At 55.6% G+C, this 16,047-nt stretch carries 18 protein-coding genes; 15 read left to right on the forward strand and 3 right to left on the reverse strand.

What is annotated here, in order from left to right:
* Nucleotides 1-31: 31 nt before the first annotated feature.
* Nucleotides 32-550 carry a lipoprotein gene (locus KW829_RS07625; RefSeq protein WP_010429096.1) on the reverse strand — a complete coding sequence of 173 codons (519 nt, stop codon included), beginning with the start codon at nucleotides 548-550 and terminating at the stop codon, nucleotides 32-34.
* A gap of 97 nt (nucleotides 551-647) precedes the next feature.
* On the opposite strand from KW829_RS07625, the gene KW829_RS07630 reads away from it, so the two are divergent.
* The 3 genes from KW829_RS07630 (at nucleotide 648) to KW829_RS07640 (ending at nucleotide 2,684) form a co-directional block, all read left to right on the forward strand.
* Entirely contained in the window at nucleotides 648-971 is a 324-nt protein-coding gene (locus tag KW829_RS07630; protein ID WP_006174327.1) for a heavy metal-binding domain-containing protein, read from the forward strand.
* Entirely contained in the window at nucleotides 968-1,798 is an 831-nt protein-coding gene (locus tag KW829_RS07635) for an N-acetylmuramoyl-L-alanine amidase (protein WP_218307944.1), read from the forward strand. The genes KW829_RS07630 and KW829_RS07635 overlap by 4 nt, the downstream gene beginning before the upstream one ends.
* Nucleotides 1,799-2,060: 262 nt before the next feature.
* The gene (locus KW829_RS07640; RefSeq protein ID WP_218307945.1) at nucleotides 2,061-2,684 is read left to right on the forward strand and encodes a helix-turn-helix domain-containing protein; all 624 of its coding nucleotides are present in this window, start codon (nucleotides 2,061-2,063) and stop codon (nucleotides 2,682-2,684) included.
* Here KW829_RS07640 and KW829_RS07645 read toward each other — a convergent pair.
* Entirely contained in the window at nucleotides 2,681-3,289 is a 609-nt protein-coding gene (locus tag KW829_RS07645; protein ID WP_218307946.1) for a hypothetical protein, read from the reverse strand. The genes KW829_RS07640 and KW829_RS07645 overlap by 4 nt on opposite strands.
* Complete coding sequence (locus tag KW829_RS07650) at nucleotides 3,289-4,842, reverse strand: peptidoglycan-binding domain-containing protein (protein WP_218307947.1); 1,554 nt, start codon at nucleotides 4,840-4,842, stop codon at nucleotides 3,289-3,291. The genes KW829_RS07645 and KW829_RS07650 overlap by 1 nt, the downstream gene beginning before the upstream one ends.
* Nucleotides 4,843-5,141: 299 nt before the next feature.
* Between KW829_RS07650 and gspC the strand changes: the two genes are divergently transcribed.
* The 12 genes from gspC to KW829_RS07710 are packed head-to-tail and all read left to right on the forward strand — an operon-like array spanning nucleotide 5,142 to nucleotide 15,918.
* A complete protein-coding gene (gspC, locus tag KW829_RS07655; RefSeq protein WP_218308220.1) occupies nucleotides 5,142-5,873 on the forward strand; it encodes a type II secretion system protein GspC in 732 nt (243 codons plus the stop codon).
* Nucleotides 5,874-5,885: 12 nt separating this feature from the next.
* Complete coding sequence (gene gspD, locus KW829_RS07660; RefSeq protein ID WP_218307948.1) at nucleotides 5,886-7,817, forward strand: type II secretion system secretin GspD; 1,932 nt, start codon at nucleotides 5,886-5,888, stop codon at nucleotides 7,815-7,817.
* Between the two features lie 13 nt (nucleotides 7,818-7,830).
* Entirely contained in the window at nucleotides 7,831-9,309 is a 1,479-nt protein-coding gene (gspE, locus tag KW829_RS07665) for a type II secretion system ATPase GspE (protein WP_218307949.1), read from the forward strand.
* The gene (gene gspF / locus KW829_RS07670; RefSeq protein ID WP_218307950.1) at nucleotides 9,309-10,517 is read left to right on the forward strand and encodes a type II secretion system inner membrane protein GspF; all 1,209 of its coding nucleotides are present in this window, start codon (nucleotides 9,309-9,311) and stop codon (nucleotides 10,515-10,517) included. The genes gspE and gspF overlap by 1 nt, the downstream gene beginning before the upstream one ends.
* 2 nt (nucleotides 10,518-10,519) lie before the next feature.
* Nucleotides 10,520-10,969, forward strand: a complete 450-nt coding sequence (gene gspG / locus KW829_RS07675; RefSeq protein WP_059310662.1) for a type II secretion system major pseudopilin GspG — start codon at nucleotides 10,520-10,522, stop codon at nucleotides 10,967-10,969.
* On the forward strand, nucleotides 10,969-11,454 hold the full coding sequence (gene gspH / locus KW829_RS07680; protein ID WP_089599014.1) for a type II secretion system minor pseudopilin GspH: 486 nt from the start codon (nucleotides 10,969-10,971) through the stop codon (nucleotides 11,452-11,454). Before gspG ends, gspH begins: the two co-directional genes overlap by 1 nt.
* Entirely contained in the window at nucleotides 11,447-11,821 is a 375-nt protein-coding gene (gene gspI / locus KW829_RS07685) for a type II secretion system minor pseudopilin GspI (RefSeq protein WP_218307951.1), read from the forward strand. Before gspH ends, gspI begins: the two co-directional genes overlap by 8 nt.
* On the forward strand, nucleotides 11,818-12,483 hold the full coding sequence (gene gspJ, locus KW829_RS07690; protein WP_218307952.1) for a type II secretion system minor pseudopilin GspJ: 666 nt from the start codon (nucleotides 11,818-11,820) through the stop codon (nucleotides 12,481-12,483). The genes gspI and gspJ overlap by 4 nt, the downstream gene beginning before the upstream one ends.
* Complete coding sequence (gene gspK, locus KW829_RS07695; RefSeq protein WP_218307953.1) at nucleotides 12,480-13,496, forward strand: type II secretion system minor pseudopilin GspK; 1,017 nt, start codon at nucleotides 12,480-12,482, stop codon at nucleotides 13,494-13,496. The genes gspJ and gspK overlap by 4 nt, the downstream gene beginning before the upstream one ends.
* Before the next feature lie 15 nt (nucleotides 13,497-13,511).
* Nucleotides 13,512-14,642: a type II secretion system protein GspL gene (gene gspL, locus KW829_RS07700; RefSeq protein WP_218307954.1), complete on the forward strand. Its 1,131-nt coding sequence runs from the start codon at nucleotides 13,512-13,514 to the stop codon at nucleotides 14,640-14,642.
* Complete coding sequence (gene gspM / locus KW829_RS07705) at nucleotides 14,639-15,124, forward strand: type II secretion system protein GspM (protein WP_218307955.1); 486 nt, start codon at nucleotides 14,639-14,641, stop codon at nucleotides 15,122-15,124. Before gspL ends, gspM begins: the two co-directional genes overlap by 4 nt.
* Nucleotides 15,121-15,918: an A24 family peptidase gene (locus KW829_RS07710; protein ID WP_218307956.1), complete on the forward strand. Its 798-nt coding sequence runs from the start codon at nucleotides 15,121-15,123 to the stop codon at nucleotides 15,916-15,918. The genes gspM and KW829_RS07710 overlap by 4 nt, the downstream gene beginning before the upstream one ends.
* Nucleotides 15,919-16,047: the final 129 nt, after the last annotated feature.

Raw genomic sequence — 16,047 nt, forward strand, 5'->3', positions numbered from 1 at the left:
TTACGGGGTTAACAATTATTTAACTGATGAGTTAGCGGTTCTCAATCGACTGTCGCAGCGTGCCTGCCGGGGCATGAACGCTGCCGCCGATGTAGCGTACATCGTCGACGGCCCAGCACTGGCCTTCGCGGATCATCAGCACTTCATCCTGCCAGGACTGGGTGCCCTGGGTCAGCTTCACGCGCAGCGGGATATTGCGCGCATCGGTGTTTGGAATGGTGGAAGCACTCGCGACCTCGGCGCTGTCGGGCAGCGTTGCGCGGCTGGAGAACGGGTCCGACTGAAGCAGCGCGTTATGCTGCGGATCGCGGGTCGCATCGTTCAGCAGTTTGGCCAGACCGTCGCTCAAATACGGACGAAGGGCAGTAAGATCGTTACCGCGATGCTGAATACGATAATCATAGAACTGTTGCGCCACGGTATCCGGGCCACCGTCAATGCAGGGGCCGCTGCGGGTACCGATATCCTTAAAGGCTGGCGTGACCGGGGTGGTGCACGCGCTGAGCACCAGCGCGCAAGGCACTAAAAGCGTTAAAGCAGAGTAGCGCATGTTGATTTCCTTATTTATTAACTATCCTTTCAATCATAGCGTAACGAACCGATAATGCTGGTGGTAAGGCATTGAACGCTAAAGAAGGAGAGAAAGTATGCAGTTTTCAACCACCCCAACCCTGGAAGGGCAGCCGATTACCGAGTATTGCGGCGTCGTGACGGGCGAAGCGATTCTGGGCGCCAACATCTTCCGCGACTTTTTTGCCGGTATTCGCGACATCGTCGGCGGACGCTCGGGTGCTTACGAGAAAGAGCTGCGCAAGGCCCGCGAAATTGCCTTTAAAGAGCTGGGCGAACAGGCAAAAGCGCTGGGCGCCGATGCCGTTGTCGGCATTGATATTGACTACGAAACGGTCGGTAAAGACGCCAGTATGCTGATGGTGAGCGTAAGCGGCACGGCGGTGAAAACCCGTCGATGAAGCGTTCGCTTTCAACACTCCTGCTGGCGCTGCTGCTGGCAGGGTGCGCCACGGAAAAAGGCGTTATTGATAAAGGTGCCTACGAGCTGGATACCCGCCACCAGGCGCAGGCGGCCTATCCGCGTATCAAGGTGCTGGTTATCCACTATACCGCGGATGATTTTGACAGCTCGCTGGCGACCTTAACGGACAAAAATGTCAGCTCCCACTATCTCATTCCGGCAATCCCTCCTGCTCCTGATGGCAAACCGCGTATCTGGCAGCTGGTGCCTGAAAGCGAACTGGCGTGGCATGCCGGGATCAGCTTCTGGCGCGGCACCAACCGTATCAACGATACGTCGGTGGGGATTGAGCTGGAGAACCGTGGCTGGCAAAAAACGGCCGGGGTGAAGCATTTTACGCCGTTCGCCCCTGGGCAAATTGCGGCGCTGGTGCCGCTCGCCAAAGACATTATCGCCCGCTACAACATCAAACCTGAGAACGTGGTAGCCCATTCGGACATTGCCCCGCAGCGCAAAGACGATCCCGGCCCGCTCTTCCCGTGGCGGCAACTGGCACTGCAGGGCATTGGCGCCTGGCCCGAAGCCGGACGCGTCGCGTTCTATATGAACGGGCGACCGCCGTATCAGGCGGTGGACACCGCAGCGCTGTTGGATTTACTCGCGCGTTATGGTTACGAGGTGCCAGACAACAGCACGCCTGCCCAACAGAAGCGCATCATCATGGTGTTCCAGATGCACTTCAGGCCGCAGCTGTGGAACGGCGTCGCTGATGTGGAAACGATGGCCATCGCAGAAGCACTTTTAGAGAAATACGGGCAGGGGTAATTCTTCAGGAATACCATGAATAAATAGATTAGCTTTGAATGCTCTTCAGATTAATCTTAAGTACATTCTCAATTCATTTTAAGTTAATTGATTTAAAATCGCCCTCAATTAAGATGGACTCATCGATTCAAGACATGAATCAATTTTAAAAACCAGCGCTGGTTCGGTTTTTTTAATTTTAAAAGAATACAAAATTAACTTTACGGCAACATCAATATTTGCCGAAAGCTTTCTCCTTTAAACATCTTAATTAGGTATATCAATGTTAACTATTTTTGGTAAAAGCACGCGTCCCCATAATGAAATGGCAGCCATTATTGAAGCAACCTCAGGCTATGAGGAGAAAACATTAAGAAAATGGCAAAAAATATCAACGGAAAAATCAGATGATATTCATATCATTGTCAGTGGCGAAGTTGAGTTTCGCCGTTCCTCTGATGATTTATGTATTTTCACTCTACAGGGGCAGTGTATTTTTGGTCTCTCCGCCATTTTTTATAACTCTACACATATGCACGGTGTGGTTCGCAGTAATGCGGTTGTCCGTTCAATAAATAAAGAAGAATTCCACCGTTTAATGACCCAGCACGATCTGTGGCCAGATTTAACCAAAGTGCTGGCATGGTATATCTGTATGCTCAGCAAACGTGATGACGTTTTAGTTGCCCGCAGTGCCTATTCCGTAGTGCGTGAATTCCTGATTGAAATTAACGAGCTGATTGTACAGCATCAGCGAGATATTAATATTTATGATTACATTCAGGAATACACTAACCTGGCGCGTAGTACCATTATTAAAATCCTCTCAGACCTGAAAAAAGGTCAATATATTGTGGTGGAAAAAGGGCGACTTCTCAGCCTGTCTGCCTTACCTGAAAAATATTAATCCCCTCCGGCGTCTCCTTTTATGACAGAAGGAGACGCTTTCTGCGTTTCATCAACCGGTGGCGCGGGCATTTTTCCCTTCGACATATCTTCCTGCTGCTGTTTTAACGCCTGCATAAACAACTCTTTTAACGAGCTGTCGTCATCCGATTTCATTGCCTTTTCGTGCGCCTCGGTGCCGGGTAAGGTATCGCGCGAGGTGTCATGTGTTATCGGCGTATCCGGTAACGCGCCATCGGGGGCCTGCTGCCAGTCATTGTCGTCACTATTAAGGGGCATATTATCCATCGGCGGCACATTATCCTGCATGTTAACCGGCTGGGGTTTTGGATGCGGATGTGGGAACGGCTTCGTCACGTACACGTAATGCATATCAGACAGCGAGGTTTCCGGTTTCGCCACGCTCACCTTTTTTATCACGGGTGCCGGGTGGCGCAAATTCCAGTAAACGTGCGCATAAAGGCCGGCCGCGATCAGTGCACACAGCCCAAGACACCACAGCGCGATCACGCTGAGGATTTTACTGAACGACGGTAAACGCCATGAGAACCAGACCGGCTCCCCGGTGGTATAGCTGCGCTGGGCAGCAAGGCAGATGGTAGACATTATGCGTGTTTCTCTTGCGTAGCCGGGTTGGCCTGGGTTGTCTGGATCAATACGCTCGGCGTGGTATGGGTTTCGCGCATCAGCTGCATCAGCGTGTCTTCACCAGGAATACCGTCAACGCGAAGGTGCATTTTCTGCTGGAATTCGCGGGTGCGTTTCATCAGTTCCGCCGTCCAGTTTTTATCGTGCGTTTCGCTTTCGCCCAGCGCCACGCTCAGCTGCTGATCCAGCCATTCTAGATCTTTGCTACCGCTGGCGGCGGTGATTTCGTCTTTGCCTTCCGGCGTCAGGCGATGCAGGACGGTGTAATTCCCCGTCGCGTGCTGGTTATACCAGGTGCGGCTCACCTGCCAGGTGCGGTTATTCATCAGCAGGTCGAGGGACTCTTTCCCTGCTCGCGCCACCACGGCGTAGTTAATATGATCCCCCGTTTTCATTTCGCTGACCCACGGATAACCTTCATTCGCCAGCGAGTCCAGGGTGGCATTTCCCTGTTTACACATCAAATTCACTTTACCGGCATTCTGACACAGCGCGTCGTCGGCTGACGCGTCATACCCCCACATGGCGTAAAGCTGATGCATGGCATCAGGCTGGTTTACCACTTCATGTTCGATGACCGGCAATACCGGCGCGCCTGGCGTTTTAACCGGCTGTTTCCAGCTGGCCGGTACCGGCAGTGCTACCGGCAGTTTTGCCGTGATGGAAGAGGTCATCATCCAGCCGCAGGCGGCGAACAGCACGGAGGCAAACAGCCCGATGGAGGCCATCGCTTTACCGCGTTTCGGTGCCGGAAGCACTTCGCCACACGCCAGGCGCAAATGACGCGGCCCGACGTTTGGCGCGCGTTCGGTCCACGCGGCCAGCATGGAGAGGTGCGCCAGCTCGTTCAGCTTGCTGATGTTGCCTTTGGTCAGGGCGTGGATCTTTTTCACGCGAGCGGGCGTCAGCGGGGAGACGTCAGCGCCGTGCTCCTGGCACTGGGCGTCAACATAGCTCAGAAATTCGCGGCAGGTCAGGTTGCGCAGGGTGTGGCTGGTAAGAACAAATTCCTGCAGCGCGGAGTCTGTCAGCATCGTCTCCCGATCTTCACTGCCCATCAGGATGACCGACAAACGCACGTCCAGCTCCTTGGCACGCGTCAGCAGCATGGCCAGCACATCGTAGCTGTTATTCTTCATCGCCTCCGCGTGCGTGATGACCAGCACCTTTTGCGTTGCGCGGCTATCCCGCCACTGGCGCAGCACGGCATCCACGGCCTGCAGTTTATTTTTGCTCTCTTTCGCCGACGGGTTGAGCTTATACAGCAGGCTGCTGGCGCTCAGCTTTGGAAACGCGTTAATTGAGACGACGGCGCTGCTGCTCTTCAGCGCATCGCTGAACTGCCCCAGCAGTTCACTGTCGTGGTAAAAGAGCCCGGTGATCCCTGCCTGCTGGCTTTTCTCTTTCAGAAGATTGAACACATCCTGATGATAAGGCACCAGAAAATCGCCCGATTTACGGGTGACTGTTCTGAACGGAGGGGTACTGAATTTAAAATGACTCTGATACATAGCGACTGACCGTCTCTTCTCTTTAATAGCAATGGGCGAAAAGTACGGGATGCACCAGTCCTGGTCAATTTAACACCAGAGTAAAAATAACCTGCCGTCGGTCTCTAACATTCCCCTTTTTTCCGGTCAATAAATTTCTTCATGAAAGTTAATAGCAAAGCAGATGGTCGGCATTCAGGGTGCTGATTATTATTAACTCACTAAGTGATGCAGCACGTCGCTGCGAATGACTGCTTTGCTAAAAGGCCGGATAAATAATGAGGAACGCACTCCTTTCCCGTGTAATGACACCCTGCATTATGCTTGTCATGCTGATATTTTGCAGTCAGCAGGGTTACGTCGTTTATAAAGATTATAAGAAAGTTACGAATAAGTTAGCGAATGCGGATAAGCCGGCGCTAAAAAACCGTGACGCTGAAAAAAACTTTGGCCTTTTCACCGCAGCAGTGCGTCAAAGCGACGCGCCCGCTGCGGTAAAAGCGCCGTTATCCGCAGAAATCGAAGGCATTATTCGCAGCGATGAATCCTGGCTGTCGTTTGCCGTGATTAAGACGCCCGCCGGGCAGCAGAGCTACCGGGAAGGAGAGCCGCTTGTCGGCTTCGATGACGCCTATGTGGATGAAATTAATAAAGATAATGTCGTTGTGCAGTACGAGGGGGCGAAACAGACGCTGGCCCTCAAGAAACCGGCGTATTTTAAGGGCGGCGTTGACAGCGGCCCGGTCACCAAATCGAAAAAAGATGCAGGCGCCGACAGTCTGCATCTCGATGATTATCTGGTGTTAAAACCGTTAATCGATAAGGGCCAACTGGAAGGCTTTAATATTAATCCACGGAATGCGTCTCCTTTTTACAGCGATACAGGGCTGGTAAAAGGGGATGTGGTAGTGAAAGTCAACGACGTCGATATGACGAAAGAAGCGCAGGCGAAAAATATCATCGCCAACTGGTCGAAAATGAAAGAGGCGGACGTCGTCGTCAGGCGGCACGCTCACCTTGAAAATATTCGGGTTAATGTTTTAAACAATTAACAAGTGTACATCATGAAGAAATTTCCGTGGGCGTGCGTGGCGCTGACCGCATTGTCGTTATATTCCAGTTCGCTGCTTGCAGCCAACTTTAGCGCCAGCTTTAAAAATACCGATATTCGCGAATTTATCGATACGGTAAGTCGCAATCTGAATAAAACCATTCTCGTCGACCCGTCCGTTCAGGGCACCGTGTCGGTGAGAACCTATAACGTGCTGTCAGAAGATGAATATTATCAGTTCTTCCTGAGCGTGCTGGATCTTTATGGTCTGTCGGTAATCCCGATGGATAACGGCATGGTCAAAGTGGTGCGTTCAAGCGTGGCGCGTACCGCCGGTGTTCCGGTGGCCGACAGCAAAAACCCGGGCAAAGGGGATGAGATCATCACCCGCGTGGTGCGCATGGAAAACGTGCCGGTGCGCGAGCTGGCCCCGCTGCTGCGTCAGCTGAATGACGCCTCCGGTATCGGGAACGTGGTCCATTTTGAACCCTCGAACGTGCTGCTGTTAACCGGTAAAGCCTCGGTGGTGAACCGCCTGGTGGACCTGGTTGAGCGCGTGGATCGTTCCGGCATGCAGCGTCGTGAAATTGTGCCGCTGCGCTATGCGTCCGCCAAAGAGCTCTCCGATATGTTGAACAACCTCAACAACGAAGAGCAGAAAGGGCAGAACGCGCCGCAGCTGGCGACCAAAGTGGTGGCCGATGACGAAACCAACAGCCTGGTGATCAGCGGCACCGAAGATGCGCGTGCACGTACCCGCTCGCTGATTGGCCAGCTCGATCGCGAGCAGAATAACGAGGGCAACACCCGGGTCTTCTACCTGAAATATGCCAACGCCTCGAAAGTGGTGCCGGTGCTCACCGGCATTGGCGAGCAGCTGAAAGACAAAGCCGGTGCGGCGAAGAGCAAAACCACCTCAACGTCATCAACCGACCTGAATATCACGGCCGATGAGTCCACCAACTCACTGGTCATCACCGCTCAGCCAAACGTCATGAACTCGCTGGAAAAGGTGATCGACAAGCTGGACATTCGCCGTCCGCAGGTGCTGGTGGAAGCCATCATTGCTGAAGTGCAGGACGGTAACGGCATGGATCTCGGCGTGCAGTGGACCGGCAAGCACGGCGGCGTGCAGTTTGGTTCGACCGGCCTGCCGATCAGCCAGATCAAAAACGGCACGATCAAAGGCGCTTCCTTTACGGGCCTGGCGACCGGCTTCTTTAACGGCGACTTCGGTGCGCTGATGACCGCGCTGTCGACCACCGGCAAGAACGACATTCTTTCCACGCCAAGCGTGGTGACGCTGGATAACAAAGAAGCCTCGTTCAACGTGGGTCAGGATGTGCCGGTGCTGTCCGGCTCACAGACCACCAGCGGCGACAACGTGTTTAACTCGGTTGAGCGTAAAACCGTCGGTACCAAGCTGAAGATTGTTCCGCAGATCAATGACGGGGACATGATCCACCTGAAGATTGAGCAGGAAGTCTCCAGCGTTGACGCCAGCGCCACCGAAGACGCCAGCCTTGGCCCAACCTTTAACACCCGTACCATCAATAACGAAGTGATGGTCCACAGTGGCCAGACGGTCGTGCTGGGCGGGCTGATGGAGAACGTTAATAAGCAGAACGTCTCGAAAGTGCCGCTGCTGGGCGACCTGCCGCTGGTGGGCCAGCTGTTCCGCTACACCTCGCAGGACACCTCAAAACGTAACCTGATGGTGTTTATCCACACCACCGTGCTGCGCGATGACGACAACTACAGCGCGGCGACGAAAGAGAAATACGATCAGATCCGCGCGCGTCAGCAGCAGCGTATGGAAGAGCAAAAACTCGGCATTCTCGAAAACAGCGATAGCCCGGTTCTGCCGGCCTATCCGAAGCAGAGTCACGCGACGCCCGCAGGCGTAACCGCGACGTCAGCGTCCCGCAACCCGTTCAAAGAATAAGCGGAGGTGACGCGTGGATGAACTGACGAAACAGCTTTGCACCAGCAGCTTCGCGAAAGACAACGGCATCCTGTACTGGAACGACGCGGTCTACATTCGTGAAGACGTGCCCGCGTTCGCGCTGCTGGAGATGCGCCGGGTGCTGGGGCGCGCCTTTGTGCCCGAGACGCTGAGCGCCGACGCGTTCGATGAAATGCTGGCCAAAATCTGGCAGCAGAACAGCGGCGTTTCGCAGCAGCTGGTGGACGACATGGATGCAGATATCGATCTGATGGCGTTAACCGAGGAGATCCCGGACAACGAAGATCTGCTGGATAACGATGAAAACTCGCCGGTGATCCGCCTGATCAACGCCATTCTCGGCGAGGCGGTGAAGGACGGCGCATCGGATATCCATATCGAAACCTTTGAGCGCACGCTGAGCATCCGTTTTCGCGTTGACGGCGTGCTGCGCCCGGTGCTGCAGCCTGCGCGCAAGCTCGCGCCGCTGCTGGTGTCGCGTATTAAAGTCATGTCGAAGCTCGACATCGCCGAAAAGCGTCTGCCGCAGGATGGTCGTATCTCCCTGCGCATCGGCCGCAAGGCGATCGACGTGCGCGTGTCGACCATTCCGTCACAGTACGGCGAGCGCGTGGTCATGCGTCTGCTCGATAAGAGCAACCTGAAGCCGGACATCAACAAGCTCGGACTCATCGATGAAGAGCTGGAAAAACTGAAAGGGCTGATTGGTCGCCCCCACGGCATTATCCTGGTCACCGGGCCGACAGGCTCCGGCAAAAGTACCACCCTGTACGCCATTCTGTCGGCGCTGAACGGGCATGAACGCAACATTCTCACCGTCGAAGATCCGATTGAGTACGAGCTGGAAGGGGTGGGGCAGACGCAGGTCAACCCGCGCGTGGACATGACCTTTGCCCGCGGCCTGCGCGCCATTTTGCGTCAGGATCCGGACGTGGTGATGATCGGGGAAATTCGTGACGGCGAAACCGCGCAAATTGCGGTGCAGGCGTCGCTCACCGGTCACCTGGTCATGTCTACGCTGCACACCAACAGTGCGGCGGGGGCCATCACCCGCCTGCGGGATATGGGCCTCGAGTCCTTTTTGATCGGTTCGTCGCTACTCGGCGTCATTGCCCAGCGTCTGGTGCGTCGGCTGTGTCCGCACTGCCGTACCACCAGTCCGCTGGATGACAATGAAAAAGCGCTGTTTAGCTTTATGGATAAGCCGCCGAAGGCCATCTATCGCGCCGTCGGCTGCGAGCACTGCCGCCAGAGCGGGTATCAGGGACGCGCGGGCATTCATGAGTTTCTGGTGGTCGACAGCGCCATGCGCCGCGCCATTCATGAAGACAAAGATGAAATGTCCATTGAGACCGAGCTTTTCAAACAGGCCTACAGCCTGCGCGAGAACGGCCTGATGAAGGTCATCAGCGGCGTCACCTCGCTGGAAGAGGTGATGCGTGTGACCGCCGAGCGTGGAGGCGATGAATAATGGCGCTCTACGCGTGGACCGCCACCGATGCCGCCGGGAAAACCCAGCGTGGCACGTTGCAGGCGGAAGGGCCAAAGCAGGTACGTCAGTCGCTGCGCGAGCAGAAGCTGATGCCGCTCACCATCACCGAAACTCATGAAAACGCGGCCAGCGCAAAAGCCAAAACCGGGGCCAAACTCTCTGTGCCGGTGCTGTCGATGTTTACCCGTCAGCTGTCGACGCTGGTTAACGCGTCGCTGCCGCTGGAAAGCGCCCTGAAGGCCATTTCAAAGCAGACGGAAGACAAAAAGCTGGCGGCGATGGTGGTCGAAATCCGCGAAAAAGTGGTGGAAGGCCATACCCTCTTTGACGCCTTCAGCCAGTTCCCGCGCACATTCGACAAGCTCTACTGCACGCTGGTGATGGCCGGGGAAAAAACCGGCCACCTCGGCGACGTGCTGGAGAAGCTGGCGGAGTACAACGAGCAGCGTCAGAAGATGAAAAGCAAGCTGACGCAGGCGATGGTCTACCCGATTACCCTGACGGTGGTCGCTGTGGCGGTCATCAGCATCCTGCTGGTGGCGGTGGTGCCACAGGTGATCGAGCAGTTTGTGCATATGAAGCAGCAGCTGCCGATCACCACCCGCACGCTGATCGCGGTGAGCGATTTCCTGCAGGCGTACGGGATCTATATTGCCGGAGGCCTGTTCGGCGCGGCTGTCGGCTTTAAGGCGTGGGTGAAGAAAAAGGCGAACCGTTTTCTCTGGAACAGCTGGCTGGTGAATGGCTCGCCGATCAAAAAGCTAGTCTGCGCCATCAACAGCGCGCGCTATATCCGCACGCTCAGCATTCTGCAGGCCAGCAGCGTTCCGCTGCTGGAGGGGATGTATATCGCGATGGACGGGATCGAAAACCTCTATGCCCGGCAGGTGCTGGAGCAGGCGGCAGATACCGTGCGTCAGGGGGCGTCCCTGTACAACGCGCTGGACCAGGCGAAGCTCTTTCCGCCAACCATGCTGTACATGATTGCCTCCGGCGAAGAGAGCGGGGAATTAGGTTCATTAATGGATCGCGCCGCGGAAAACCAGGAATCGGCATTACAGCATCGCATTACGTTAACACTGTCGGTCTTTGAACCGGCACTGGTGGTGACAATGGCGACAGTGGTTTTATTTATCGTGCTGTCAATATTACAACCGCTTCTTCAGCTCAATAATATGGTGGGTTAAATATGTCATTAAAAAGAAATAGCCTGAAACGTCAGGCCGGGTTTACGTTGCTCGAATTAATGGTGGTCATCGTTATTCTTGGCGTCCTCGCCAGTATGGTGGTGCCCAATTTAATGGGAAATAAAGAAAAGGCTGATGCCCAGAAAGCCACCAGCGATATCGTGGCGCTGGAAGGGTCGCTGGATATGTACAAGCTGGATAATCACCGTTATCCCACAACAGAGCAGGGGTTGCAGGCGCTGGTGACCAAACCTGAAATCGCGCCGATCCCGAAAAACTACCGTGACGATGGTTATATTCGCCGCCTGCCGGAAGATCCGTGGGGCAATGATTATATTCTGGTCAGCCCGGGTGAACATGGCGCGGTAGATGTTTTCTCTGCGGGTCCGGATGCCGAAGCCAATACGGCTGATGATATTACCAACTGGTCTTTAGATAAAAAAGAGAAGTAATGAATAAGCAACGTGGGTTTACTTTGCTGGAAATTATTCTGGCGCTGGTGATATTTGCCAGCTGCGCCATGATGGTGGTGTCGACTATTCCCTCGCGCAGCGGTGCGGATATTTTCGGTCAGCAGTTAAAAGCCCTCGTTGAATATGGTTCAGACCGTGCGGTGATGGACGGCAATATCGTCGGGCTGGTGGTCACCACGTCTGAATATCAGCTGGTGACCTGGGCCAAAAAAGACGGCGAACGTCACTGGGAGCCGTTGACCGCCGGGCGCATCGTCACCCACGGCCAGTTCCCGGAAGAGATGCACGTCTCGCTGTCGCCTCAGCGCATTGCCGCCACGACTGACACCGCGCCGCAGATTGTCTTTTTGCCGGACGGCGAAATCAGTCGTTTCACGCTTTCACTGCAGAGTTTCGACAAAAAGCAGCGCTTTAGCGTGGTGTCGCAGGGGGCATCACCGGTATCGGTAGAGAACGATGACTAAACGTAAAGAACAGGGGATGACCCTGCTGGAAGTGATGGTCGCGCTGGTCATCTTCTCCACCGCCGCGCTGGCGCTGATGAACTCCGTCTCGCTGAACGTGCGCTTCACCCATGGCCTGGGCGATTCGCTGCAGGCGAGCTGGGTGGCGGAAAACCAGCTGGCGGAGGCAAAACTGAATAACGCGCCGTTCCCCGATGCCCTGCAGACGGGCACGGAGACGATGGGCGGACGAAACTGGACCTGGCGCAAGCAGCGGGTAAAAACCGCGGAAAATCGCTTTGCCGATGAGGTACAGGTGTACGCCGAGGGCGAGGAAGATAAGCCGGTGATGACCCTGCAGGTGATGGAACCCGGAGAGGTAAAATGAGTAAGCACGCTCAGCGTCAGCAGGGCTTTACGCTGCTGGAGATCATGATTGCGCTGACCATCTTTGCGGTCATCAGCCTGCTTGCCTGGCAAATCCTTGACGGGGCGATGCGTACGTCGAACGCCACCGACGTGGCGGCCACCCGCTTAAACCAGCTTCAGCGCGCCTATAACCTGCTGGAGCGGGATTTCTTCCAGCTTCAGGCGCGCGCCCCGCGCAACGAGCCTGACGTATTTGTCCAGAGCAAAGAAGGCCTGGCGCTGACCACGCTGAACGGCGTGAGCGGTCAGGTTCAGCTGGAGCGCGTGCGCTGGCGGTTAAAAGATAAAAAGCTGTGGCGGGATATCTGGCCGGTCATCGACGGCCCGGCTGATGCGGAGCCGGAAGAGGTGCCCATTCTCAGCGATGTTAAAGAGATGTCGTGGCGCTTCTGGAAAGCGAGCTGGCTGGACAAATGGACCGACACGGCGCACCAGCCGGACGGCGTAGAGCTGCTGCTGACCATGGAGAACGGCGATACCTGGCGCTGGGTGTTTACCACGCCGGGGGACCTGCCGATTGCTCCAGCGGCACCCGCAGAACAAACGCCAGCGGCGCCGACCGATGCGGCGACCCCTGCGCAACCGCAGCCGATACCTGCCCCGTCAGGAGAAAACAAATGAGCGGAAAATCGGTTCGGAAACAGCGCGGTGTCGCGCTGCTGGTGGTGCTAATTTTGCTGGTCATGATGTCGGCCCTGGCTGCCAAAATCAGCCAGCAGTTCTGCCGCAATCTGCAGAAAACACGGTATCAGGTGAGCCAGCAGCAGCTGCGCTGGTCCATTCAGAGCCAGCAAAAAACCATTGAAGGTCTACTCCAGACCTACGCCAGCGGCGAAAGCAAAGGCCTGTCGCCGAAGGGGGAATGGACAGAACCGGTGGAGACCGAGGGCGAACACTACACCGTGGTGAGCCAGGTGGAGGATGCCCAGACCTGCTTTAACGTCAATAACCTGCTGGCGGCGGATCAAACGCCTGCGGTACAGACTGCAGGCGCCCTGCCGGAAAAACCGGTGAAAGAACGCATCGTCGAGCAGCTTCTGACCGACAGCGGCATTTCTGCGGGGGACGCTGAAGAGATTTACCAGCAGCTGCTGGACTATCTCGACGGCGATACCACCACGGCAAAAGAGGGGCTGGAGACGGACGCCTGGGCGGGCGTGGAGCCCGCACGCCAGCCCGCGAATCAGATGATGCGCACCCCGGGCGAGCTCAAGCTGCTGCCCGCGTTTCCGGCGGCGGCATACGACAAGGTCAGCAACGTGCTGTGCGCCTTGCCCGACAGCGCCAGCAAGGTGGATGTGAATACGTTGACCGGGGAACAGGCGCCGCTACTGGCCGCGCTGTTTATCGGTTCGCTGAGTGAGGACGAGGCCGCCCGTCTGATCGCCTCCCGCCCCGAAGAGGGCTGGGAGTCGATGGAGGCGTTCCTGAAAGAGCTTGAGACACATTATCCGCAGACCAAAGACGCCCTCAAGCAGGTTCAGGCGTTGCTTGCGGTGAACAGTAATTATTTCCGGGTCAACAGTACCGGCAATACCGATGATTTAACGCTGCGCGTCGTCAGCCAGCTTCATGTTGATAATGAAGCCGGGAAGGTGATTACCTGGCAACGTCGCTACCGAATGGTTGAATAACACAAGACGAACTCTATGAAACAGGTGCTTTTTATTCGTCCCGACACGCACGAGGACGGGAACATAATGTGGTGCGAGTCCGGTAGCGACCAGGTTGGACAACGCCAGGGACTGGCGTCACTGGCGGAACTCGCCGGTCACACGTTAGCGGCCAGGGTCTGTCTGTTACTGCCCGCCAGCGAGACGATCTTCCGCCATTTCACGTTGCCAAAAAAAGGGAATGTCAAATTCTCGTGGCTGGCAGAAGAAACGCTGATTGGTGACGTGGACAACCTCCACTGGACGGTGCTGAACAAGAAAGGGCGGGACGTCGACGCCGTGGCGATCGATACCGACCGCCTCCGCTACTGGCTCAACCGCTGTACCGAGGCCGGGCTGACGGTGGTGCAGGTCTTACCGGATGCGATCCTTCTGCCGGTGGCCGAGGGCGGGAGCACGCTGGTTTCCACCGACAGCGGCTACTGGATGCGCTACTCGCCGTTTGGCGCCTGTGAAACCGACGCCGCGCTGCTGCCGCTGCTGCTGAGCCAGCAGCGCACGGGTGACATCGTCTGCTACGGCGATGCGCCAGCGGGCGTGCAGGTGGATGAGCAGCTGGCCTGGCAGCATCCGTTGGTGCTGATTCAGCCGCAGTGGAAGAGCTGCAAAGCCAATCTTCTGCACGGCGAATTTTCAGCCAAAGGCACGAGCGGTGGTTTGCGCTATGCGAAATCGGCCATCGCCGCCGTGACGGTGCTGAGCCTGGGGCTGCTGATTGGCCCCCGCGTCGGCATGGCCTGGATGCTGAGCAGCCAGGAAAATCTGGCCCAGCAGCAGATGGTTGAGCTGGCCCAGCACTACTTCCCGACGCTGCGCCAGACCACCAACCTGAAGTACCACTTCGGGCAGAACATCAAAAAAGAGAAGAAAGGATTCTTTCTTCAGCTGGAGGCGCTGGAGCAGATAAAGCAATCGCTCCCTTCCGTCGAGCTGAGCGAAGTGGCATACGACGACGCGCAGAATCAGCTCACGCTGAACATCAGCGCGATGGATCCTACCGCGCTGCAGGCGTTCGTCAATAAGGCGACTGACACCTTCGACTTTACGCTGCAGCCGGTCTCCAGTGAGGCGCCTTATACCGCTATCATCACAGGGAAATATAAATGAAAGAGAAAATTGGACAATTAAAATCTCGCTACCTGAGCTACAGCCCGCGCGAGCGTAATCTGTTTAAACTGTGCGGCGCGGCGCTCTGCTGCGCCATTATCTGGTACGGGGTCATGACGCCTCTGGATAATATTATTAAGAATGAGCAAAGCACGCTGCAGAAACAAAAACAGACCCTGAACTGGATGCGCACAGAAATTAATAAAAATCATCTTCAGGCCAAAGTAGTAAAAACCAGTAATCCACGAAGCGTGGTGGAAGAGAGTGCCAAAGAGATCCACGTTGCGCTGAGTAATATTCAGCAGGACGGTCAATCCATGTCGTTTAATATCGACCGGGTAAACGTCTATGAACTGAAGAGCTGGCTCAGAGAGGTGAATTTAACCTCCGGCGTGCGTCTTGAAAAAATGGATCTTACCCCGGTGGATCACCTCAGCGACGTGAAGGCGCAGATTAAACTCTCCTGGGCGAAAGCGGCATGAACCCGCTGACGCTGCTTCAGGGCAGCCAGATGCCCGCCCTGTGCCTGATGAGCGGTGCGCTGGGGGGCATTATCGGCAGTTTTTTAGGGGTGGTGGCAGAGCGCATTCCGCCGCTGGTAAAAGAAGAGGAGGGGGCGGGTAATTTGCTGTTTCCGGCTTCTCACTGTCCTGTCTGTTCTCATCGCCTCTCCTGGTGGGAGAACATTCCTGTTCTCAGCTGGTGCGCCCTGCGTGGCCGCTGCCGCTGCTGTAACGCAGCGATACCGGCGCGGCTGTTATTCCTTGAACTGTCGAGCGCGTTCTTTTTTGCTCTGACGGCGGCGTTTGCACCGTCGCTGGCGGGCTTGCTGGCGCTGTGGGTGCTGTGGTGCGGCCTGCTGCCGCTTGCCACTATCGATGCGAAACATATGCTCCTGCCGGACTGTCTGACCCAGCCGCTGCTCTGGGCGGGTCTGCTGTATCACGCGCTCAGTCATACCTTACCGCTGTCGGATGCCCTGTATGGTGCGGCGGCTGGGTACCTGTCGCTGTGGCTGATCTTCTGGGCGTTTCGCCTGACCACCGGCCGTGAGGGATTAGGCTACGGTGATTTCAAGCTGCTGGCTGCGCTGGGGGCGTGGTGCGGCTGGCAGGCATTACCATCTTTATTACTGGCCGCCGCATTAAGCGGCATCGCCTTGTATTTTCTTTTTTATAAAGCTGTTAAAGAAAATAGCGTTATTCCGTTTGGTCCGATGTTGTCACTGGCTGGATTGACTATTTTTATTCTCCAGACACTGCAATTCACATTCTGATTTGTACGGTCAAGTTTTTTTTGAAATGTTTTCGATAAGGGAATGGAAGGATTTATTTTAATTCCCGGCGTATTGTAAGAAACATAAGCTGTAAGGATTATCGCTCATGTCTTTTTAAGGAGGATATTT

The organism is Enterobacter sp. ENT02 (assembly GCF_019219165.1).
Taxonomy (GTDB): Bacteria; Pseudomonadota; Gammaproteobacteria; order Enterobacterales; family Enterobacteriaceae; genus Enterobacter; species Enterobacter mori.